Genomic DNA, 22,128 nt, shown 5'->3' with positions numbered 1-22,128 from the left:
GGCTGACCACCTGCATGGGGTAGAAGCCCGGCGCGGTGGGAGTGCAGGTGACGTCGCCACTTTTTTGAAACGGCGCGAACGTGATGCCCGGCTACGCCGAAAGGCCGAACCCCAGTGGTCTGAACCGGCTATCCGGGCTGCGCCGCGTTGAGGGCCAGCCAAAGTTCCGCGCGGACACCGGGCGAAGCGAGGCTGCGGCCGGTCAGGGCTTCGATCTTGTCCATGCGGTTGCGCAGCGTGTGGCGGTGGATGCCCAGCCGCGTGGCGGCGAGATCCCAGTGGCCGTGGTGTTCCAGCCAGCAGTACAGCGACGCGACGAGGTCGCCACGGCCGGTTTCGTCGTGACGGCGTAAGGGCGCGAGCAAGCCGGTGGCGAAGGCCGCGGCGGCATCGGGAGCGACGAGCGCCAACAAACCACGCCCGGCGTGATCGGCGAAACGGACCACGGGCACACGTTCGGTTTGGGCTGCCGCAAGGGCTTGCCGCGCTTGAACAAGCCCGGTCGCGATGTCCACAGTGGAATCCGAAACACCGACACGGGCCCCGGCACGTTCCGCCAGTTCCTCGACCCAGCCATGACTGTCCGCGGTGCAGACGACCACGACGGAAGCACCCGACTCGGCAAAGAAAATGCGCTCGCCGACGCCCTCGAACTCGGCGTCCAGCGCGTCGAAGAACCCGTTCCCGGAAACGACCAGTACCGACCACGGCTCGGCGGGAACCCCGCCCCACAAGGTCGAAATGGACTTGACCGCCAACCCCACCTGACCGTCGATGAGCAGGTCGAGCAAGCCCGACCGCAGGCCGCGCAGCGCGGCGCCATGTTCGCGGTTCTGTTCCAGCGCAAGGGAAAGCAACGACGCCGCAGTGTTCACGATGTACTGGTCCGCGGCGTCCATCGGCGTCTCGGTGCCGACGGCGAGATACCCTCGCGCCGGCGTATCGAGCGCCTGGACGACCACCTCGTGCTCACCGAGCCGCAGACCGCTGCTGGCCAGCCGAGTGCCGCCGCGCAGGCGGCGGACCTGGTCGCGGAGGTCGAACGAGCGGCCCGACGCGGGCGCCACCTCGGTCACGTTCCCGGCGGCGTCCAGCAACTGCACCCAGCCGCCGGTCAGCTTGGCGAGTTTCCGGATCACCGCGGCGGGTCCGCCCTCGCCGACAGCGCTGCGCGTCAGCTCCTGCTGGCCGCGGCCGGTGCGGACGAGCGACGCGTATTCGTCCGTCGCGATCGCGCGCGAAACCGCCTTGGTGATCGCGATGAACGGCGTCGGCCGGGGCACTTCGATGAGCGGCAGGCCGACCTCGGCGGCGGTCTTCACCAGCGCGGCCGGAATCCGGTCGTGGCTCATCCCGACGCCGAATCCGAGGCCCGCGACACCGGCGTCGACCAGCCGTCGCACGTAGTCCGGCGCGGTGTCCTCGTCGAGCGTCAAGCCGTTCGTCAGCAGGAGCTCCCCGCCTTCGAGGAACGGTGTCGGGTCGAGCAGGTCGGTCGGGTGCACCCAGCCGATCGGCCGGTCGAGCGCCTCTTCGCCCGCGCGCACCCGAAGACCGAGCGAGCGCTCGGCGACCAGTCCGCGCAAGGTGAGTGCCATAGTGTCCAAGTCTACTTGTCTATATAGACAGAATGGCCACCTGACGCCGGCCTCCCGGAAGCTCATCCTGGGGTCATGACTACGACAGTTGCGGCCCAGCGCAGGCTGGTCACCGAGATTCCCGGCCCCGCTTCCCGCGCGTTGCAGGCGCGCCGCGCGAACGTCGTGGCAGCAGGTGTCAGCTCGGTCCTGCCCGTCTACGTGAGCTCCGCCAGCGGCGGCCTGCTGACCGACGTCGACGGCAACACGCTGATCGACTTCGGCTCCGGGATCGCGGTGACCAATATCGGCCACGCCGTCCCGGCCGTGGTCGACCGCGTCCGCGAACAGGTCGGCCTGTTCACCCACACCTGCTTCATGATCGCGCCCTACGAGGGTTACGTCGAAGTCTGCGAGGCGCTGGCCGAACTGACCCCGGGCGACCACGAAAAGCGGTCCGTGCTCTTCAACTCCGGCGCCGAGGCGGTGGAGAACGCGGTGAAGATCGCCCGCGTCGCGACCGGGCGCCAGGCCGTCGTCGTCTTCGACCACGCCTACCACGGCCGCACCAACCTGACGATGGCGTTGACCGCGAAATCCGTGCCCTACAAGCACGGATTCGGCCCGTTCGCGCCCGAGGTGTACCGCGTGCCGGGCTCGTACCCGTTCCGCGACGACCTGTCCGGCGAGGCCGCCGCGGCCATCGCGATCGACCGGATCGAGAAGCAGATCGGCGGCGACCAGGTGGCCGCGGTCGTCATCGAGCCGATCCAGGGCGAGGGCGGCTTCATCGAGCCCGCGCCGGGCTTCCTGCCCGCGCTTTCGGCGTGGTGCAAGGCGAACGGGGTCGTGTTCGTCGCCGACGAGGTGCAGACCGGGTTCTGCCGCACCGGTGACTGGTTCGCGTCCTCGCACGAAAACGTCGTGCCCGACCTGATCGCCACCGCGAAGGGAATCGCCGGCGGGCTGCCGCTCGCCGCGGTGACCGGCCGCGCCGAACTGCTCGACGCCGTGCCGCCCGGCGGCCTCGGCGGCACGTACGGCGGCAACCCGATCGCCTGCGCGGCCGCGCTGGGTTCCATCGCCACCATGCGCGACGAGAACCTGGACGCGTCGGCCCGCCGCATCGAGGAGACCGTGCTCCCCCGGCTCCGCGCGCTGGCCGAGCGCACCGGTGTGATCGGTGACGTCCGCGGCCGCGGCGCGATGCTCGCCGCCGAGTTCGTCAAACCGGGTACGACCGAGCCTGGCGCGGCGCTGACCGCACGCGTCGCCAAGGCCTGCCACCAGGCCGGAGTCGTAGTCCTGACCTGCGGAACGTACGGAAACATCGTCCGCCTGCTGCCGCCGCTTTCCCTGTCCGACGAGCTGCTCGACGAGGGCCTCTCGGTGCTGGAGCAGGCCGTCATCGAGGAGTCTTCGCTGTGAGCACGCCGTTTTGGATCGCAGGAAAGCCCGTCACGAGTGACCTGACCACTGTCGTCCGGCATTCGTTCGACGGCAGCGAAGCGGGTTCGCACTACGTACCGTCCACATCGGACATCGAAGCCGCGGTCCAAGCTGCACACGACGTCCGTGAAGAAGCCGCGACACAGCCCGCCCACGTCCGCGCGGCCGCGTTGGACCACGTGTCCCGAACCGTGGGTGCGCGGACCGAAGAGTTCGCGCAGCTCATCACCGCCGAGTCGGGCAAGCCGCTGAAGTGGGCGCGCGGCGAGGTCGGGCGCGCGGCGTCGACGTTCCGCTGGGCCGCCGAGGAAGCCCGCCGGTTCTCCGGTGAACTGCAGCGCCTCGACACCGATCCCGGCGGCACCGGCCGGCTCGCGCTCGTGCGGCGCGTGCCGAAGGGGCCGGTGCTGGGCATCACCCCGTTCAACTTCCCGCTGAACCTGGTGGCGCACAAGGTCGCCCCGGCGATCGCCGTCGGCGCGCCGATCGTCCTCAAGCCCGCCCCGGCGACGCCGTTGACCGCGCTGGCGCTGGGCGAAATCCTTGCGGCGACGGATCTTCCGGCCGGAAGCTGGTCGATCCTGCCGGTGGGCAACGAAGCCTCGGCGCGGCTCGTGACCGATCCGCGGCTGCCCGTGGTGTCGTTCACCGGCTCCGTGCCGGTGGGCTGGGGAATCCGGGACAGCGTGCCGCGTAAGCATGTCGCGCTGGAGCTCGGCGGGAACGCGGCCGTGCTCGTCTGTCCCGATTGGACGGATCTGGACTTCGCGGCGCAGCGGATCGCGACTTTCGCGATGTACCAAGCGGGTCAGTCGTGTATTTCGGTGCAGCGGGTGTACGCACACGCCGACGTCTTCGAGGAGCTGACCGAGCGAGTGCTGGCGCAGGTCAGCGCGTTGGGCGTTGGCGATCCGCGCGCGGCGGGCACCGATGTCGGGCCGCTGATCAACGTCGCGGCGGCTGAGCGTGTGGAGTCGTGGGTCGATGCTGCCGTTGCGGCGGGCGGCAAACTGCGGGCGGGTGGCACCCGTGACGGCGCGACAGTGGCGCCGACCGTGCTGACCGGTGTGCCGGAGAGTGCCGATGTGATGGCCGAAGAGGTTTTCGGGCCGGTCGTGTCGATCAGCCCGGTCGCTTCGATCGACGAGGGGCTGCGGCTGATCAACGATTCGCGGTTCGGATTGCAGGCGGGCGTGTTCACCAAGGATCTCGCGACGGCGTTCGATGTCTCGGCGAAGCTGCAGGTCGGCGGGGTGGTGATCGGGGACGTGCCGAGCTTCCGAGCGGACCAGATGCCTTACGGCGGCGTCAAGGATTCCGGCGTCGGCCGCGAGGGCCCGGCTTCGGCGATGGCGGACTTCACCGAGGAGCGCGTCACGATCCTGACGGGTCTAACGCTGTGAGCAGCGCCGCGTGGGCCTCGACGAGCGAAGGGCCGTACCAGGTGAGGTAGCGGCCGTTGACCAGCACGAAAGGGGCGCCGGGGAAGGCTTCCGGACCGTCCTCGGCGGTGAACTCATACGGCTCGTCAGGCAGGACCAAGAGGTCCGCGTCGGAGTCGAACTTCGCGCGGAGCTCGTCCAGTTTCGGGCGTGGGTAACGCTCGGCGTGGCCGGCGTAGACGTTGGCCACGCCGAGCCGTTTCAAGACGTCACCACCGAATGTCTCGCGGCCGAGCACGACCCAAGGCTTGCGCCACACGGGAATCACGGCGTGTGCGCGCACCGGCAACGTCTCGCGCCAGAGGTCTTCGGCTGTCACCAGCCACTCGGGTTCCTCGATGTCGTACACCTGGGTCAGCAGGCGGCGCAGCGACGCCAGCGCGGCGGGGACGGTCGCGGGCGCGGCCATCACCCAGACCGGGATCCCGTTGGCGCGCAGGCGTTCGACGTCCTCTTGCCGGTTCTCCTCCGAGTTCGCGAGCACCAGATCCGGTGCCAGCTCGAGGACCCTGTCGATCTTCGGGTACTTCGAGCCACCGACGCGCTCGGCGTCCAAAGTGGACGGATGAGTGCAGTAGTCGGTGATCCCGGCCAGCCGTCCCGGCGCGCTCACCTCGACGGCCTCGGTCAGCGACGGCACCAGCGAGACGACCCGCGCCGCCGAGCCGGTCAACGGCACGGCTTCGCCCAGGTCGTCGAAGAGATCTCTCATGCGCGCTCGAACGAGACCTTGCGCTTTTCGACGTCCACCGCCGTCAAGCGGACCATGATGCGGCCACCCTCACGAAGGTTTTCGCCGGCGCACTTGGCCATCACCGGCGGATCCTCGACCAGGATTTCGGCCTTGTTCTCGTCCGCGCGCAGCACCACCGCTTCGAACTCGCCACCGATGTGCTCGGCCAGCACCCACGCCTCGACCTGGTCCAGACAAGCCCGCTCGACCTTGGCGGCCAGCGAATCCGACGCGCTCATCCACACCGGCACCTGCGCCAGCGCGGTGCGCACCCATTCCGGCACCGGACGTCCCTCGCTCACCGCGAGGCAGACCTCGGTGGCGAACCTGTCGACCAGACGCCGGATCGGCGCGGTGACATGCGCGTACGGCCCGCCGATTCCGGCATGTGTTGTCAGATCAGGCAATTCGCCGTCGAATGCGGTGTAGCCCGCACCGCGCAGAAGCCTTGTCGTGTCGGCGTAGAGCGCCATCGACTCAGGCTGGCCGGGGTCGAGCGTGGCCAGCATTTCCGAGACGCTGACGCCCTCGAGCCAGTCCATTTCGAGCGCGTGCGCCGAACGGCGCAGCCAGTTGACCGCTTCTTCCTCGGGGTCGGGCAGCGTCCGCAGCACGCCGACGCGCGCGTCGATCATGATCTTCGCCGCGCACATCCCGGTGAGCAGCGAGATCTCGGCGTTCCAGGCGTCGACGTTGTTCCGCGGACGCCGCGCGAGGGCCCAGCCGCCGTCGGAGTCACCGCTGATCTCCTGCTCGGGCAGCTGCAGCTCGACCGCGCCACGGCGAACGGCCAACTCGCGGCGCAGCCTGCCCAGTTCAGGGAGCGCTTCCACGGAAGGATGCGGAGTACCCGCGTCGATCGAAGCCTGCACGGTTTCGTAGTCGAACTGTTCGGTGGAGCGGACAAGCGCGCGGCGGACCCGCGTCGACGTCGGTTCGCCGTTCTTGTCCGTTTCGATCGTCCACAGCACCGCGGCGCGGATCTCGCCGGGCAGCAGGCTTACCGCGTCTTCGGACAGGACCGGCGGATGCAGCGGGACATTGCCGTCCGGCAGGTACAGCGTCTGGCCGCGTTTGCGGGCTTCACGGTCGATCGGGCCGCCCGGCGGGACGAACGTGGCGAGGTCGGCGATCGCGTAGTGCACGCGGAAACCGCTCTCGGTGCGCTCGATCAGCATCGCCTGGTCGAGATCCTTCGCCCCGGGCGGGTCGATGGTCACGAACGGCAGGTCGGTGGCGTCCTCGCGCCGGATCACCGACTCGATCGGGTCGACGGCCGCGGCTTCCGCCTCGGCCAGGACATCGGGGCTGAAGGACTCCGGCAGCTCGAACTCGGCTCGGAGGCGACCGAAGTCACCCCCGGCCGTGTGAGTGCGAATCACAAGGGGAGGCACACGACAACCCTAGCCCTAGATCAGCCCCCGGATCGCCCGTTCGGGTGTGGGCCAGTCGGGTGTACGTTCGACTACGTACGGTTTAATGAAAACCGATACCATGTTCAAGGACAAAGGAGATCCGCAGTGAAGATCGCGTTCGTCGGCAAGGGCGGCAGTGGCAAGACCACGCTGGCCTCGCTGTTCACCGGCTACCTCGCCGGAGCCGCGCGCCCGGTGCTCGCGATCGACGCCGACATCAACCAGCATTTGGCCGTCGCGCTGGGTTCGAGCGAGGAAGAGTCGGTCGCGCTGCCGACGCTCGGCGAGAACATGACGTTGATCAAGGACTACCTGCGTGGCGACAACCCGCGCATCACCGACGCCGCCACGATGATCAAGACGACCCCGCCAGGTCGCGGCTCGCGACTGGTCAGGCCGTTCGAAGACAACCCGATCGCGAGCGCCTGCTTCACCGACATCGCGGGCGTACGGCTCGCCGTCACCGGTCAGTTCGAAGAGGACGACCTCGGCGTGGCGTGCTACCACTCGAAGATCGGTGCGGCGGAGCTTCTGCTCAACCACATGATCGACGGCGAAGACGAATACGTCGTGATGGACATGACCGCCGGCGCCGACGCCTTCGCCTCAGGCCTTTTCACGCGCTTCGACGTCACCTTCCTGGTCTGCGAGCCGACGCTGCGCAGCGTCGGCGTCTACCGGCAGTACGCCGACTACGCCAAGGACTTCGGGATCCGACTGGTCGTCATCGGCAACAAGATCAACGACGAGGACGACGTCGACTTCCTCCGCGAGCAGGCGGGCGACGACCTGGTCGGCTGGATGGAAAGCTCCCGCCACGTCCGCGCCGCCGAACGCGGCACCGCGCGGCCGATCACCGAGCTCGAGCCACACAACCTGGACACCTTGGAAGCCATGCTGTCCACAGTGGACTCGACGGAGCGCGACTGGGCCAGGTACCAGCGGCAGGGAGTGGAGTTCCACCTGCGTAACGCCAACGCCTGGGGCAACGGCCGCGCCGGCGAAGACCTGGCGGCGCAAGTGGACCCGGACTTCGTCCTCAACCCCCGGCTGAGCCTTCCGTCGCCACGGTAAACGTGGCTTGGCTTGCCGTACCCACGCGAACCCGTCCCGGCTTGGGCGTAGTCAGCCAGCGTTGCCTGCTCGAGACTTAGCCCGCGCATGTTTGCACTCAAGCCGACCGAGTTTGTGGTCGCCTACGCCAATCTACGTGGTTGGGCGTGCTACTCGTCTGACCACTTCGCGTCGGCGGCGTCTGCTTGGCGGGTGCGTTCTCGGGCGATGTCCAGAGCGCGGCGGGCGGTGGCCTCGTCGGGGTACGGGCCGAGCAGGTCGATCGAACGGCCGCGGTCGTGGTGTTCGACCTTGTTGGTACGGGTGTTGTAGTACCAGCCTTGGTCCGGGTTCGGGTCGTTGTCCACAAGTGCCATGTAAAGAGCCTGACATCCCATGGCCGCTCTGTCACTACGGGCGGAAGCGGTACGGGATCTCCGTCGGGTCTCCGGTCGGGCCGAAGTTGCCGCCGCCATCGTCGGTGCGCTCGGTTTTCTGCGACTCCGCACGCTGGGAAAGCTCGTCGAACCAGCCGCGGTCGGCCCGTGCGTCCGGTGGTGGCAACGGGATGCCGCGAGGTGGGGTGTCCATCTGGGACCCCGGAGGCGGTTCCGGCGACGACTGGGGCTCAGGCGCCGCCGGAGGTGGTGGGGGCGGCGGCGCGGGTGTCTTCTGGGCGGGCGGGACGGGCACGGGAGGCGGCGGAGGTGCCGCGGGTGGCGTCACCGTCCGCCACACCGGAGCCGGGCCGATGTTCATCGGAGCGGGAGCCCGGGGTGTCGGGGCCGAAGGCGGCGCGGAAGCTTCCGGAGTGGGCGGCGGGGGCGCCTGGGCGGGACGTCCGGCGGGCCGCGGGATCGGGTCCAGGCAGGACACGAGCACGGTGGTGCTCCGCGGGTCCTCGACCTTGCGACCGCTGCGTTCGCGGTAGACCATCTCGCCTTCGGTGTCGATCTCCACCAGGTAACCGGCCTCGGCGAGCTGCTCTTCGTCGAGGTCAACGAGCTTCTCGTAGCGTGAGGGCACCACCCGGTAGATCGGCCACGAAAGCCGCGAGTGCTCCTGGTGGAACTGCGCCATCAACGCGGCCATCTGCTGCTGCCACGGCAGGGACATCGACTCGGCGATCGAGCGCGGAAGTACCACGTAGCCCGAGTCGACACCGGGCCAGCCGCGGTTAAGGTGATCCGCCAATGGCGTACTGGACGCGGGCCTGCCAGCGTGCCGGGGAAGCTGCGGGGCCCCGAAAAGATCTCTGGGGTCACCCGCGGGCTCGCCCGCGCCGGGCTTGGCCCGCTTTCCGAATTTCTTCGCCACGGTAACGATGCTAGACGCCGCGACCGCGCACCGCCGTGAGGCGATGTCCGGAAGGCCGGGTCAGCTGCCCTTAAACGCCAGGACGCACGGCCTGTGGGACGACTTCGCTCTCGTCGAACGAAAACGCCCTGGTGTGCACCGGTACCCCGGTCTGCTGGGCCTCGACGATCTTGCCGGCACCCAGGTACATCGCCACGTGGTGGATGGTCGTGGGGTCGGAAGGGTCCGTCGCCAGGAAGATCATGTCGCCGGGCTGCGCGTCCCGCACCGGCAGCATCGCGCCGGCCTTGTACTGGTCACGCGACACCCGCGGCAGCGTGATGCCGGCCTTTTCGTACGCGCGCAGCATCAGCCCGGAGCAGTCGTAGGAGTTCGGCCCGGTCGCGCCCCAGACGTAGGGCTTGCCCTGCTCCCCCAGCGCGAACTGGATGGCCACGCCCGCGGCCTCGCTCGGCGGCAGCAGCGCGCCGAGGCCGGTTCCACAGCTGACGGGGTTCGCTACCTGGCCGAGGCTCTCCACGAGCGTCGCGGCCATCGGCTCCCACTTGTGGTAGCGATCGGGGAACGCCGAGCGCTCGACGGCCTGCGCGGCTTCACCGGGCCGCCGCTTCTCCCAGCCCGGGACGGCCAGCAGCACGTCGAAGAACTTGTTGATCTGGTACGGCGGGTTGGTGACCTCGGAGACGGTGCCCCAGCCCATCGACGGGCGCATCTGGAAGATGCCGAGCGAGTCGCGGTCGCCGTAGGTCAGGTTGCGCAGTCCTGACTCGGTCATCCCGGCCTGGATGGCGACCTGCCACGCCCGCCCGGAGAGTCGGCGCTCCTTGCCGATGGCGATGATCAGCTGCACGATCTGCTGCTGTTCCTGGTTGAGATTGCCCGCGTCGGCGGCGCCCTTGTCGGGCTCGCCGGGCTGGGTCGGGCCGATCGCGGCGTCACAACTGGCGTTGGTGATACCGCGTGCCTGGGCGTCCTGCTGGTCGGTGACGACCTGCGTCACCGTGCCGGTGGTCACCACGGCGGCGAAAACCACCACCACCAGCATGCTGATGAGGATTCCCAGACGCATGGCCGATCAGCTCGCACTGTTGTAGTGGGAGACCCGCCACCCGTTGCCGGTGTCGATGACGGTGATGATCAGCTTCGGCCCGTTGGTGCTGACCTCCGCTTCGAGGGACTTCGAGAACGACTTGAGGGCACGCGGCTCCCCGGTCACCTCGCTCGCCGGGATGTTCCCCGGCTCGACCTCTTTCGTCTCCGTCATGCCTTCTTCGGTGGTGAACGGCCGGAGCCCGTCCTGCCACTGCGCGTTGGTGATGCCGTCGGGATGCGTGACGAACGCCGTCGCCCACTGCTTCGCGACCTTCAGCCCATCCGGATTCGGCGCTGCCGAACTCGGCGTGAGCAGCGGCGCGGAAAGCCTGGTGGGCAACGGGGAACTCGTCGTCGACGAGGTGATCGGGATGCCGGCGGTGGCCCGGGAGGACGACGTCGGGCTCGCCGCGAACGGGTCGGCCGGGGTCGGGGCGACCTTCTTGCCGAGCGTCTGCGGCAGCACGATACCCAGCCCGATGACCAGGATCGCGAGCACGATGCACGCCGACGCGAGATGCTTCGGCGAGCGCAGGGGCCAGCCCCACAGGCGGCGGTAGACGGCGGCGCGCCCGCGATTGGTGCGGATCGGCATCGGCTACCTCCCGACCACTCGGTCGGTGTCGAGGTCCTCGCGCACCTCGATGCCACGTGAAGGCCGGTACAGCGTGAAAACCGGCTTCCCCGCGACGACCTCGGGGTCGACGCGCCTCGGCCTGGGCGCGGACCGCCCCGGCTGGCTCGGCACGTTGTACTCGGGCACCAGATATCCGGCGTCGGCCTGCCCGGCGCGCGAACTCATCCGCGACGGCACGACGACCGGCTCGGGTTCGTCGCTCCATCGGCGGTCGAACACCGGCGAAGTGTCCACCCGGCGGCTCGGCGTCGACGGGAACCTCGGGCCACCGCCGCCGCCCTGGACGACGTAGTCGCCGGACGTGCCACCGAGCGGGTTCTCACCGGAAAACACCCTGGGCGCGCCACCCGCGGGCAACGCCGCGACGGCCCCGTTGCCGCCGACACCCCCCGCACCGGGCCACGGCGAACCGGACCACGCCGCGGCCGGTCGCGGTGCGCCGCGGCCGGCGTTGTCGAGTCGCTGGGAGTTCGCGAAGATCGTCGCCTCGGGCCGGAACCGGCCGCCACCGACTGTCGCGCCCATCGGCCCGCGGCTCTCGCCGTCGACGACGTCGTCGGTCTCGCGGACGTTCTGCCAGAAGTTGTCCTGCGGTGTCGGGCCGCTCGGCGTCTTGCGGAACTTGGACCACAGCCCGCCGCTCGGCGAAGGCACCGCGCCGCCGACCATGCTGACCGACATCTGGACCATCTGCGACAGACGCCGCACCGGACGGCCGACCATGAACAGCAGAATCGTCACCAGCCCGGCCATCGCCATCTGCGTCAGCATCGACAGCGAGTTGCCCGCGGCGAAGATCGCCTGGAGCAGCAACGCGTGGACACCGGCGAGCACCGAGAGCACCACCAGGTTGAACGCGACCGCGCCGGCGACCTTCGCGACGCGGCGAAGGATGTCCGGGTGCAGGATCGCGATGAGCCCGATGAGCGGTGCGGTCAGCGTGAACAGGCGGATCAGTACCTGTGCCAGCAGCACGGAAAGCTTGGCCAGCAACTGGAAGAGCGAGTAGACGAGACTCTGACCCAGCGCGAGGAAACCGGCACCGGTCCGGCTGCCGTCGTCACCGGTGAAGTACCCGGTGGTCGGGCCGAGCTGGGTGGAGATGTTCTTGTAGGCGGCTTTCTTACCGTCCACAATGGACTGATTGGCGTCGTCGCCCGCGACGATCTGGTTGCGGGTGAACGCCTGCGCGTCGAGCAACTGACGGCCGAACTGCTCGGCCTGCGGAGCCGTCGGCGAGCCGAACTCCCCGCGCAGCCAGTTGTTGTAGACGATCTGGGTGTGCAGATCCGTCGGCAGCACGTCGCGGACGACACGATCCGCCGAGGCGTCGATGAAGCCCGCTTGGATATTCGTCGTGGTCTGGACGATCGCCTTGTCGATGGGGTCGTAATACCGCAGCAGCGCCAAGGATGACGCCGCCAGCCAAACCGCGGCGAGCCCGTACAACGCGCGTTTGCTGACCGCGGACAGGTCACCACGCCAGATGTTGCGGAACATCATGATCGACAGCAACAGCGCGGCCAGCCCGAAGAGCTGGGCGTAGATGTTGTTGTAAACCTTCTCCGCGCCGACCTTCACCGCGCTGTACAACGGGTTCAGCAGACCGCCTTCGAGCACGGTGTAGTGCAGCGAGTTGGTCGCGCCGACGATGTTCTTGCCGATGTTGAAGAGCTGACCACCGGCCCACGTGTCGATCGTGGAGTTCGGGGCGGTCAAACCGGCCAAGGGCGAGCAGTTGGTCTGGAAGGTTTCCCACACCATGCCCGCGTAGCTGTAGTCCACATAGGCGCTGCCCGGTTCGCCACGGCCTTCGGCCGGGTCGAGCGCGCCGACCATGCCGGAGCCGGGGCGCTCGGGGTTGGGGGCCTCGCCACAGGCCGCGGCGGACGCGGCCGGGGCGGTGGCGATCGCCTGCAGGCCGAGGATCGCCATCACCATGATCATCGTGGCGCCGCGGCTCGGCCTTCGTTTACCGGGTTTGGGCCCGTCTTTGAGCCTGCGCCGAAGCGCATGCCACCCCCCTGCGAAGGACAGCACCACCGCCAAAGTCATCACGGTGTTCATGCCGCGTCCCGGCCGGTGCCGCCCTTTCCGGCCGACGCGCGCTGGGAGCCCTGGCCGTTGTGGCCGTTCTGCCCGTTGTGCAGTTCGCCGGACAGTTCTCCCGAATCAGTGGCGCGCGGTTCGCGCGGGGAGTCGAGGATCTGCTCGTCGGTCAGGCCGACTTCCAACTCGGCCTGCAGTTCGAAATCGGGCTCCACTTCGAAGTCCTCCGGCGGGCTGGCGACGTACTGCGGGACCAGTTCGGCGCCGGGCTCGGCGGGCTCCTCGTGGCGGATCTTGTCCGACGGACGGGCCTCCTTCGACCCCGGAGTGGTGTCCATGACGTTGCGCAAGTGCTCGAGATGCGGGCCCGAGAAGTCCACGCGGATCCTCTCTACGCCGCCGGCACCGTCGCCGAAGATGAACTGCCTGGGCTCACGGTCACGTTCGAGGCCACCGCGCGCGGCGCCGGGGCGCCTGCCGAGTGCGGCCACGACCTGCTCGTAGCCGACACCGACGGGCACCTTCAGCAGGCGCAGCGCGTCCGCCTGGGCGTCGTCGTCGTCGAGCCGCCCGACGAACACCGAGTCGAGCAGCGTCACGAAACCCTGGATCTTCAGGAAGTCCGCCGGGATCTGCGAGGACAGCAGCACCCGGACGTTCCACTTACGGGAGTCACGCGCGAAGCGGTTCATCAGCACGCGGCCCGTCGGCACCTCGGACAGGAAGAACGCCTCGTCGATCCAGACGCCCTTGCGCTGTTCCTTGGGCTTTTCGTAGACCGACCGCTGGGTCAGCCAGGCCGCGAGGTTCAGCATCTCGACACCGAGCGATTCGGCGTCGGTCCAATGCTCTCGGCCGACGCCGTCCTTGGGCAGCGTCAGGCCGGCCATCGTAAGCACAGTCAACCGGTCATCTCTGGTCTCGGAGTACGGGTCTTCGCCGGACTCCGGGATCAGCAGCGCCATCCGCTCGCGCATCTCGTCGAGGAAGTCGGCGACCACGACGGCGTGCTCGTGGTGCTCGCTGGAGTCGCGGCGCAGCGCGTCGATGACCTGCCCGGGGTCGGCGTCGAACCGGCCCCCGACCGCGCGGACGGCCCGGAGCAGCACGATGCGGCTCTGCGCCATCCTGGCGATCTCGTACGGCAGGACACCGCTGAGCACGTCGAGCACCAGACGTCGGCGCGTGGCGCCCGCGAGCGCCTTCTCCCGCCGCCACGAGCGCTCGGGATCGTCCTCGTCGAGGAAGTGCTCGAGCAGCGGCTCGGCGACCACCCGGTACGGGTTCAAAATGCCGGGGTCGGCGTTGAGCAGGTTGATCGGGCGCGCGTACGGCCGCATCTCCGGCAGGTCGCACAGACGCGACAGCGGGCCGGACGGGTCGAGGATCGTCCAGTGGGCCCCGGCGCGCAGCGTCTTGTAGACGATGCCGCCACCGAGGAACGACTTGCCGGCACCGAGACCGGCGACCATCGCCGTCAGCCCCGAGCCGTCGCGGATCTCCTGCGCCATCCACGGGTCCCACGCCACCGGCCGGCGGGTCGCGGTGCAGGTCTCGCCGAGCAGGATGCCGCGGCGGTCACCGACCTCGGCCGTCGCCGTCGGCACCGAGGACGCCGCCCAGACAACCGAGCCGCGACGCATGTACGCGCCCGAGGCCACCGGTTCGCCGGGGATGAACTCGCGGGCCATCGCGTACTGCGCTTCGGGATGCTCGATGGCGATCTTCGGCTTGTAGAGGTCGAGCAACTGCTGGGCCAGGCGCAACGTGTCGCGCTCTGTCGGGCCGGAGACCGCGAGCCGCCACCAGGAACGCACGCGGGTGGCGAGCGCGGTGAAGCCCGACGTCATCTCGTCGTCGATCTCCAGCACCCGCCCGGCCTGCCGCGCAAGCGATTGCGGCGGCTCCAGCTCGTGCTCGTCGGTGTAGTGCTTGACCTGCGACCGCACCTTGTTCATCTGGCGCGCGAGCTCGGCGGCGACCTCTTCGGGGCGCCGGACGTAGATCCGCGCCGACACCTCGACCGAGGCCGGGAGCCGGTCCGCGTGCTGGATCCACGGGTCGTCGACCTCGGGGATCTGCAAGCCGTGCATCTGGCCGACGGTCAGGACGGCGACATGACGGGACACTCCCGCATTGGACCCGGTCCGGCCGCGCACGGTAAGGGTCGGCGCGTAGGGCTCGGAGTGGAAATCGGCGGCGTCGGTGAAGCTCGCGAGGTCCTCCGGCTCCCAGGCCGATCCCGGCACCGCGGGCATGCTGCGCGGGGCGGGCAGGCCGAGTGAGCACGACCGGTGCATCAGCCAGGAGATCTCCTCGGCGTGCACGGGCCTGCCTTCGAGCCCGGCCGAGCCGATGACCTGGTCGAGGTGCTCGACCTCGGAATCCAGCGCGGTGAGCTCGGCGTCGACGGCTTCGGGCAGGATCCGGCGCAGCAGCGGCGCGGCACGTTCGACAGCCCTGTCCACCGCGCGCCTGGTCTGCACCTGGACGCCGAGGTAGACCTCTTTTTCGGCCATGGAGCGGCCCATGAGCTGCTGCTGCTCGCCGATCAGATAGTCATCGAACGAAAGTGCCCCAGGGGTGTCCTGGGGGCGGCCGACGGCGTTGTGGACATGCGCCTCGGCCCACATCCGGATCGGGTAGGGGCGGTTCGTGACGCGCAGGTGCAGCCAGCGGCCCTGGAGCTCGGCGTACTGGCCGGCGATCGCGGCGATCAGGTCACGGCGCTGGGAGTCCGAGCGAAAGGACCAGCGCTGCGGCGCGAGCCGGTACCAGGCGTACACCTCGTAACCCGTACGCAGCAGATGACCGTCGATGCTGCGCGCGGCTATCGAAGGGGTATAGGCGGGGACGGCCTGCTCCCCGGGCAGGCGCTTACCGCCCCGCCCGCCGGATGAACTGGCCTGCGCGGCCCGGACCTGCTGGGGCGGTTGCCACGAACTGGCTCCCGGCTGCAGGTCACGATCCCGTTTACCTCGGCTACCGCCGCGACCGAACAACGACTACCTCCCGGCCGAGACCGGACCGCGGTCCCGGCGCGCTCGTGGTGTGCCCTGCGCTTCGTGATACGACGGGGACGGCTTCCCGGACCCGCGTTTGCTCCTGCCGCCACTGCGGCGGCGGTTCTTCGGCACCGGACGGGTTGCCCGGACCCGGATACGGCTGGCGCTGACCGCGCCACCGTCCCCGCTCGTGCGCTCACGCGGCGCCGTAAGCTCCCGTCCCCACATCGTGAGGACGGCGCCCAGCGGCCGCTCGTGACTGATCTTCGAGGTGATCAACCTCGTGATCACGATTGTGCCGATGAATGCCCACGCGGTCGAGAAGAAGCCGAACGAGATCCCGACCATGCGCTCCACGGTGAGCGCGACCAGGAAGATCGGGATGCCGACCGCCCACGCGACGTAGCGGGCACGCCACGGGAAAGTGGCCTTGGGCGGGCCGAGCCATACGGCGTCGACCCGGTAGACCTCGTCATCGGTGCGGATACGCAAGAGGCCGCCTCAGCCGGTGAACAAGCCGGCGATCCACTGGCCGACGTTCACGCCGAGGCCACTGACTGCGAGGCCGATGACCGCGAGCGCGATCACCACACCCGCCAGCCGGCGCATCACGCCGGCGTTGTCGCCCTTACCGCCACCCAGCCAGAGCAGCAGCAATGCGACAGCGAGGAGCACCAGCGGAACGACGTTGTCGATCAGCCACTTGTTCACGCCCTTCGTGCCCAGCTCGCCGTTCTGCGCGAGCTGCACAACGTTCATCGTCATCATCGCTCTACTCCCGGTGCGCGAAGCTTTGGTGGCATACGGCGCCGCGCCACACAGCTCCGCTGTGGTTTCAGTGCTAAGTACAACATCATGGCGTCACGAGGTGTAGTGGTCAAAGCGCGCTCTGTATATGTAGTTCGGTCCGCTCGACGCCCATCACGGCCAATCTCACTGAAACTCCTCGCCCTCCATCATCGTGGCAAGGGTGCTCAGGAATAACCCCGGCCACCCGTATTTCGCAGTTCAGCGGTGAACTTGCTCACTAGCGAGGATTTTGCTCACTCTGAGTGTGGGGTTTGGTGGCGTTGTGGCGCCGCAATCAGTGTGACATGCCCCGTTCGGCGGCTAGCCGCGAGTCCGGACAGTGAAAAGGGTCCCTGCGTCTGTCAACGATGTCGATCAGCCATTGGGGCGGTTCTGATTACAGAGCGGCCGATAAACGGGCACTGATCCACTACATAGAGTAAGAATCACCCGTCTTGACGATCTTGTATTTCAGGCTCGTGGCGAGGCGAAAACGCCGCCAGGGAAGGCTCCCGAAGCGACCGCGGCCCCGCTCAGCTGCCGTCCTAGGTCGTGAAGGCGTTCGGCCTTCTCGGCGCCGATGTGCCGCCAAGGGGCCGTCGCGGCCTGGTTGGTCAGGTCTTCGATCCCGGCCCGCTGCGCGGCGCCCTTCTCGGTGAACTCGAGTTCTTCGCCCAAAATCCCTTGCGCACGCAAATTGTCGACTTCGGCGTCCCATTGCTCGTCGGACCAACCGCGGCTGAGCTTCGCCGTGGCCGCGAGGAACCCCTTGCCGGTGGCCGTGTGGGTGATCAGCGCGGCGAGTCCGCTGAGTCCGCTGTCGACGAGCACGGCGATATGCCCGTCGCCCCGGAACTCGCGGAGGAGCGTGACGGCGTGCCAAAGCACCAGATGCGGCTCGACCGGCCACTCGAGGTCGGCGTGCGCGGCATACAGCGGCCGTCCCTCGGGCGCACAGCCCGCGGCGGCTTCACGCGCCAGTTCCGCGGCCTCGGCCAGCTCCGCCGACGCGATGAGTTCGTCGCCCAGCAGCCGCCGCAGCGTGACGTCGGCGGCCTCGAACCGCGCGGCGAGGATCCGCTCCGGCGTCGCCAGCGTCCAGGCCCGCGGGATATGCCGGGCCACGATCTCGAGGTTGAAGTTGTAGAAGGTCGCCGCCACCACACCGGGTCCCACGGCTCCGAACGCCGCCGACCGGCCCGCGAAGTAGCACATGCGGCCGGGCCGCAATCCCGCGGCGACCAGGTACTCCTCGGTCTCCGGCGCGAAGTAGCTCATCGAGTGCAGTGGCTCGAGCACCCGGTGGACACGAAAGGCGATCCTGGCGGCTTCGGCGGCTTCCATACCCAAACCGTACCGCCCAGTAACTCCCCGCTGCGTGCCCCGGCGGGTCGCCATCTGTCGACAGATGGCGACCTCTCGCGCGCAAGACACCAAGGTGACCAATAAGGAGAAAAAGAGAAACAGACGAGTTGGCATGTAAGCCGGATCCTGTCCACGCGGTCGCCTTGCGGCGTCCGCGATGGGCGGCCATCCATCTTGGCCTGCCGTCGCCGGCAGGCTCCAGCGGCCTACCCGCAGGCATCGGACGGGCCGTCCTCGAGCGCCTGCGCAGGAGCTCGCGCTCCCTCTTGGCCTTGCTCCGGGTGGGGTTTACCTAGCCACCCCGGTCACCCGGGGTGCTGGTGGTCTCTTACACCACCGTTTCACCCTTACCCCCGCCGTGAGGCGAGGGCGGTCTATTTTCTGTGGCACTGTCCCGCGGGTCACCCCGGGTTGTTGTTGACAACCACCCTGCCCTGCGGAGTCCGGACTTTCCTCGAAGCGCCCGGAAGCGCCCCGCGACCGCCCTGCCAACTCGTCTGCGCGGCGAATCCTACGCGTCGCCGGACGGGCGAAGGCAGTTGAGGTTCTTCTCTCCGTCGGGCTGGACGGCGAACCAGATCCCGGCGACACCCTGTCCTTGCCACTGGCCGGGTTCGGCGTCACCGGCGTAGCGGTAGAGGGGCCAGCCGTTGAGCATGACCTGGCGGGTGCCGTCGATCCGGGAGACGGTGCCGACGAGTCCGGGTTCGATGCCGTCAACGGTGGGTTTGCGCGCGGTGAGGACGGGGACCCAGCCCTGGCCGCGGGTGCCTGCCTGGTGTGAGCGCCAGGGGTGGGCCTCGTCCTTGCCGAAGCGGTAGAGGACGGAGCCGTGCGCGTCGGTCACGGCGGGGCCGAGCTGGGGGATTTCGGTGGCGACCAGCTTGACGACGCTGAGGACCGGAATGCCGGGGGTTGTTTCGGGGACGGCGAGCCGGGCTGCGGTCATCGTTTCTCCTTTTGACGGTGATTCCGCGCTGCGATGAGGAGTGCTATTCGACAGCCCGGACGTACCGCTCCAAGCAATTACTTGGACTACTCCCGTTGATCGGGACTTTCCGCAATTGTGTCTTCGGATACGCCGCAGGTCTCTACGGTGGGTACCGAAGGAAATCCGGAGCGTGCTGCCAGGGGCCTTCGGTACCCCCGAGTGGAGTAAAAACATGAACCAACATGAATATCATTCACGTTTGCCAAAGCATCGCTATTCCCCCGCTGGACAGCGGCGTTAGCGTGGGGCATTCTCCCCGAATTATGATCGACGCCGCGGATCGGAGCCTTTCCGGTGGGAAACACAGCCAGCATTCTGGCCGAAGCCGCGCTCTTTTCCGGGCGGCATGACGAGCTGGAAACCTTCGCTCACCTCCTGACGGGCGCGGCGGCCGGAAAAGCGTCGACGGCCGTGGTGACCGGCGAGTTCGGCATCGGCAAGACGGCAATTGTCGACGCGGTCGCCACACAGGCCGGTGCGCGGGGTTTTTCCACTGTCGTGGCAAAAGGCGCCCGGCTCGAAAACGACCTCAGCGGCGGGGTCATCCGGCAGCTGTCCGAGGCACTGTCCTCGATCGTGCGAGCGGGCGGCCCGCCGCCGCGCACACCGCGTTTCCCCGAGCACGACCCCTTCGCCGCGCTGGACGCGTTCCACCGCCTGATCCGCGAGGCCGCCACCAGGACCCCGCTGTTCATCGCCGTCGACGACATCCACCTCTCCGACACCTGGTCGAAGCGCTGTCTCGCCTACGCGAGGTCACGGATCAGCGGGCTTCCCGTGCTCATGGTGCTGTCGTCGAGCAAGGGCGAGCCGCCGCTCGACGACGTCTCCCTGCCCGAGATCGCCGGCAGCACGCCCACGACGATCGACCTCGTCGGACTCGACCTGGCGGCGACGACCGTCCTGTTCGAGACCTTCGCGGGCCACCCCGTCCGCCCCGAGCTCGCCGCGACCGGCCGCGAGATCACCGGTGGCAACCCGTATCTGCTGCAGACCCTGCTCAGCACGCTGGTCGAGCGTTCCGGCGCGGCCGCGTGGAACACCACCGACGAGCAGCTGCGCGAGCTCACCACCCCGGGGATCGGCGAGCTGCTCAGGCTCCGGCTGCGCACGATCCCGGGCGCGATGGAGGTCGTGTGCGCGGTCGGCGTGCTGGGGACGGACGCGAGCCCTGAACGGGTGGCGACCCTGGCCGGGCTCGACCTGCGGCCGGCGCTGGACGTCATCGACACGCTCGTCCGGCTTCGCGTGCTGACCGACACCCAGCCGCCGTCGCTCCCCAACTCCTTCCTGCGCAACGCCGTGCTCGCGGACATGCCGGTCGCGACGCGGGCGGCGAGCCACGCACGGGCCGCGCAGTTGCTGGCCGACGGCGACGCGCCGGACGAAGAGATCGCCGCCCATCTGCTCGTCGCGGATTCGATGGCCCAGCCGTGGGGTGTCGGCGTGCTGCGCCGCGCGGCGCGGCGCGCCACGTACGTCGGCGAGCCCGCGTCGGCACGGGACTTCCTGAAGCGCGCGCTGAGCGAGCAGCTTCCGCCGGACGAACGGCTCGCCGTGCAGGTGGAGCTCGGGCACGTCGAGTACGTGCTCGACCCCGGCTCCGCGAAGGCCCACCTGCGGGAGGCGCTCGCCGACGCGGCCGACCCGCAGGCGGTCGCCAAGCTGGCGCAGGAAAAGCTCGTCCGGGCCTGCGGCGGGCTGGACAGCAGGCTGGCCATCTCCAGCGCCATCCAGGTGGTCGGCAGGCTGACTTCAGCCGAACGCGGCCTCGACTGGCGGCTGCGGTGCGCCGCGTACTTCGCCGCCATCGGGAACGACCTCGGCATGGTCGCCTACGCGAAGCGCTACGCCGACGAACTGCAGGCGGAGATGCCAGAAGAGCCTGCCCTGCGCCGGATGCGCGCGGTGCTGCTCGCCATCGGTGCGGCGCGCGGTGGCACCAGCTCCACCGAAGCGATCCGGTACGCCGCCGAAGCGCTGACCGGGGATCGCATCGACGCCTTCGCGCAGCCTTACGTCTTCACGATCTTCACCTCATTGCTGGCCGACGAACCGGATCTCGCCGACCGGTTCTGCCGCATGATCGAACCCGGCGGCGAGCCCGCCGATTTCCACCTGCGCAAGGGAACCGGCGCCGCGGTGGCGCACGGCGTGATGCTGCACATGGCCGGAAGCCTGTTGCGGGCGCGGGCGATCCTGCAGTCGCCGATGCGCCTGTTCGAAGAACTGCGCGCGGCCACCAACTGCCCGATAGCCATGCTTTGTTCGGCACGGCTCATCGAAGTACTCGTCGATCTCGGCCGTTACGAAGAGGCCTCGGAAATACTGTCGGCGACTGGATTCACCGATCAGCTCCCCGAACTTTTCCAGCACAATTACGTGCTTTTCGCGCGAGGGCGATTGCGGCTGGCGATCGGTGACACCGAAGGCGCGCTCACCGATCTCCTGGAAAGCGGCCGACGGCTCGAAGAATGGGGCGTCACCAATCCCGCGCTCGTTTCCTGGCGAATTCACGCCACCCGCGCCCTGCTGTTGCGAGGAAATCTCGAAGCAGCGGCCAAACTCGCGAAAGAGAATCTGGAAGCCGCCGAGCGCTGGGGCACTTCACGGGTGGTCGGCACCGCGTTGCTGACGCTCGGGCGACTCGGGGACCACGAAAGCGGCGAGGCGGAACGCGCGCTGGTCAAGGCGATCGAACTCCTGACGGCGTCACCCGCGGAACTCGACCTCGCGGAAGCGCTGTGCGAGCTGGGCATCCTGTTCCGCAGGCGTGAGCAGCACGACAAGGCCGTCCCGTACCTGCGCCGCGCTGTCGAACTCAGCGCCAAATGTGGTGCGAAACCGTTGCTCGACCTCGCCTGCGAAGAACTGCATACCTGCGAAGCGGCGCTGACGAATTCCCGCGACACCGTGCGCGGGCTGACGAAGCAGGAGACCCGGATCGCCGGGATGGCCGCGCGCGGGCTCACCAACCGGCAGATCGCGGAAGCCACGCATTTGACCCGCCGGACCGTCGAACTGCACCTGTCGGGCGCGTATCGGAAACTCGCCATCTCCGGCCGGGCCGATCTCGCGGCCGCCCTTTCCGAGTGAATTCGCGGGATCTCACGGCGTGGACGGCGTTGACCGGCCCGAAAGCCGCTGCTCTACTCGGCTTATGAGCACCTGTCACGCTTGACCGCCCGTGCCGCCTTCCATTCGAGAGCGCACC

17 protein-coding genes and 1 other RNA gene are annotated in these 22,128 nt (G+C 68.7%); 4 read left to right on the top strand and 14 right to left on the bottom strand.

The window, feature by feature from the left end; translation table 11 throughout:
- Positions 1-128: 128 nt before the first annotated feature.
- Positions 129-1,598: a PucR family transcriptional regulator gene (locus VGP60_RS27185; RefSeq protein ID WP_327550949.1), complete on the bottom strand. Its 1,470-nt coding sequence runs from the start codon at positions 1,596-1,598 to the stop codon at positions 129-131.
- Between the two features lie 75 nt (positions 1,599-1,673).
- Here VGP60_RS27185 and gabT point away from each other — a divergent pair, with 75 nt between their 5' ends.
- Together gabT and VGP60_RS27175 are read left to right on the top strand one after the other, a co-directional pair.
- Complete coding sequence (gabT, locus tag VGP60_RS27180) at positions 1,674-3,005, top strand: 4-aminobutyrate--2-oxoglutarate transaminase (RefSeq protein ID WP_327550948.1); 1,332 nt, start codon at positions 1,674-1,676, stop codon at positions 3,003-3,005.
- Positions 3,002-4,429 carry an aldehyde dehydrogenase family protein gene (locus VGP60_RS27175; RefSeq protein ID WP_327550947.1) on the top strand — a complete coding sequence of 476 codons (1,428 nt, stop codon included), beginning with the start codon at positions 3,002-3,004 and terminating at the stop codon, positions 4,427-4,429. The genes gabT and VGP60_RS27175 overlap by 4 nt, the downstream gene beginning before the upstream one ends.
- Here VGP60_RS27175 and VGP60_RS27170 read toward each other — a convergent pair.
- A complete protein-coding gene (locus VGP60_RS27170; RefSeq protein WP_327550946.1) occupies positions 4,401-5,180 on the bottom strand; it encodes a helical backbone metal receptor in 780 nt (259 codons plus the stop codon). The genes VGP60_RS27175 and VGP60_RS27170 overlap by 29 nt on opposite strands.
- The gene (locus VGP60_RS27165; RefSeq protein WP_327550960.1) at positions 5,177-6,583 is read right to left on the bottom strand and encodes an RNB domain-containing ribonuclease; all 1,407 of its coding nucleotides are present in this window, start codon (positions 6,581-6,583) and stop codon (positions 5,177-5,179) included. The genes VGP60_RS27170 and VGP60_RS27165 overlap by 4 nt, the downstream gene beginning before the upstream one ends.
- 138 nt (positions 6,584-6,721) lie before the next feature.
- Here VGP60_RS27165 and VGP60_RS27160 point away from each other — a divergent pair, with 138 nt between their 5' ends.
- On the top strand, positions 6,722-7,690 hold the full coding sequence (locus tag VGP60_RS27160) for an ATP-binding protein (protein ID WP_327550945.1): 969 nt from the start codon (positions 6,722-6,724) through the stop codon (positions 7,688-7,690).
- Between the two features lie 149 nt (positions 7,691-7,839).
- Here VGP60_RS27160 and VGP60_RS27155 read toward each other — a convergent pair whose 3' ends face one another.
- The 11 genes from VGP60_RS27155 to VGP60_RS27105 all read right to left on the bottom strand — a co-directional run bounded on the left by VGP60_RS27155 (position 7,840) and on the right by VGP60_RS27105 (position 18,872).
- A complete protein-coding gene (locus VGP60_RS27155) occupies positions 7,840-8,037 on the bottom strand; it encodes a hypothetical protein (protein ID WP_327550959.1) in 198 nt (65 codons plus the stop codon).
- 43 nt (positions 8,038-8,080) lie between these two features.
- Positions 8,081-8,986 (bottom strand): hypothetical protein, encoded by a 906-nt coding sequence (locus VGP60_RS27150; protein ID WP_327550944.1) that lies wholly within the window; start codon positions 8,984-8,986, stop codon positions 8,081-8,083.
- A 70-nt stretch (positions 8,987-9,056) separates the two neighbouring features.
- Positions 9,057-10,055, bottom strand: a complete 999-nt coding sequence (locus VGP60_RS27145) for a C40 family peptidase (RefSeq protein WP_327550943.1) — start codon at positions 10,053-10,055, stop codon at positions 9,057-9,059.
- Positions 10,056-10,061: 6 nt separating this feature from the next.
- On the bottom strand, positions 10,062-10,673 hold the full coding sequence (locus VGP60_RS27140) for a hypothetical protein (RefSeq protein WP_327550942.1): 612 nt from the start codon (positions 10,671-10,673) through the stop codon (positions 10,062-10,064).
- A gap of 3 nt (positions 10,674-10,676) precedes the next feature.
- Positions 10,677-12,782, bottom strand: coding sequence for a magnesium transporter (locus VGP60_RS27135; protein ID WP_327550941.1), 2,106 nt, complete (start codon positions 12,780-12,782; stop codon positions 10,677-10,679).
- Positions 12,779-15,766: an ATP-binding protein gene (locus tag VGP60_RS27130; RefSeq protein WP_327550940.1), complete on the bottom strand. Its 2,988-nt coding sequence runs from the start codon at positions 15,764-15,766 to the stop codon at positions 12,779-12,781. Before VGP60_RS27130 ends, VGP60_RS27135 begins: the two co-directional genes overlap by 4 nt.
- 3 nt (positions 15,767-15,769) lie before the next feature.
- Complete coding sequence (locus tag VGP60_RS27125) at positions 15,770-16,261, bottom strand: hypothetical protein (protein WP_327550939.1); 492 nt, start codon at positions 16,259-16,261, stop codon at positions 15,770-15,772.
- Positions 16,262-16,270: 9 nt separating this feature from the next.
- Positions 16,271-16,537 carry a hypothetical protein gene (locus tag VGP60_RS27120; protein WP_327550938.1) on the bottom strand — a complete coding sequence of 89 codons (267 nt, stop codon included), beginning with the start codon at positions 16,535-16,537 and terminating at the stop codon, positions 16,271-16,273.
- A gap of 492 nt (positions 16,538-17,029) precedes the next feature.
- Positions 17,030-17,902: an SCO6745 family protein gene (locus VGP60_RS27115; protein ID WP_327550937.1), complete on the bottom strand. Its 873-nt coding sequence runs from the start codon at positions 17,900-17,902 to the stop codon at positions 17,030-17,032.
- Between the two features lie 120 nt (positions 17,903-18,022).
- Positions 18,023-18,419: RNase P RNA component class A (rnpB, locus tag VGP60_RS27110), an RNA gene on the bottom strand.
- Positions 18,420-18,434: 15 nt separating this feature from the next.
- Positions 18,435-18,872 carry a hypothetical protein gene (locus tag VGP60_RS27105; protein WP_327550936.1) on the bottom strand — a complete coding sequence of 146 codons (438 nt, stop codon included), beginning with the start codon at positions 18,870-18,872 and terminating at the stop codon, positions 18,435-18,437.
- A gap of 336 nt (positions 18,873-19,208) precedes the next feature.
- Between VGP60_RS27105 and VGP60_RS27100 the strand changes: the two genes are divergently transcribed.
- The gene (locus VGP60_RS27100) at positions 19,209-22,010 is read left to right on the top strand and encodes an ATP-binding protein (RefSeq protein ID WP_327550935.1); all 2,802 of its coding nucleotides are present in this window, start codon (positions 19,209-19,211) and stop codon (positions 22,008-22,010) included.
- Positions 22,011-22,128: the final 118 nt, after the last annotated feature.

The sequence above is a fragment of the Amycolatopsis sp. genome (genome assembly GCF_036008905.1).
Classification (GTDB): domain Bacteria; phylum Actinomycetota; class Actinomycetes; order Mycobacteriales; family Pseudonocardiaceae; genus Amycolatopsis.
The sequence above is the reverse complement of the archived record's forward strand: the minus strand, read 5'-3'. Positions and strand labels throughout refer to the sequence as shown.

Bases quoted from the DNA above. Each gene is read 5' to 3' on its own strand.
- VGP60_RS27115 (WP_327550937.1), bottom strand. From the start codon at position 17,902: ATGGAAGCCGCCGAAGCCGCCAGGATCGCCTTTCGTGTCCACCGGGTG.
- gabT (WP_327550948.1), top strand. From the start codon at position 1,674: ATGACTACGACAGTTGCGGCCCAGCGCAGGCTGGTCACCGAGATTCCC.
- VGP60_RS27170 (WP_327550946.1), bottom strand. From the start codon at position 5,180: ATGAGAGATCTCTTCGACGACCTGGGCGAAGCCGTGCCGTTGACCGGC.
- VGP60_RS27135 (WP_327550941.1), bottom strand. From the start codon at position 12,782: ATGAACACCGTGATGACTTTGGCGGTGGTGCTGTCCTTCGCAGGGGGG.
- VGP60_RS27120 (WP_327550938.1), bottom strand. From the start codon at position 16,537: ATGATGACGATGAACGTTGTGCAGCTCGCGCAGAACGGCGAGCTGGGC.
- VGP60_RS27185 (WP_327550949.1), bottom strand. From the start codon at position 1,598: ATGGCACTCACCTTGCGCGGACTGGTCGCCGAGCGCTCGCTCGGTCTT.
- VGP60_RS27140 (WP_327550942.1), bottom strand. From the start codon at position 10,673: ATGCCGATCCGCACCAATCGCGGGCGCGCCGCCGTCTACCGCCGCCTG.
- VGP60_RS27105 (WP_327550936.1), bottom strand. From the start codon at position 18,872: ATGACCGCAGCCCGGCTCGCCGTCCCCGAAACAACCCCCGGCATTCCG.
- VGP60_RS27145 (WP_327550943.1), bottom strand. From the start codon at position 10,055: ATGCGTCTGGGAATCCTCATCAGCATGCTGGTGGTGGTGGTTTTCGCC.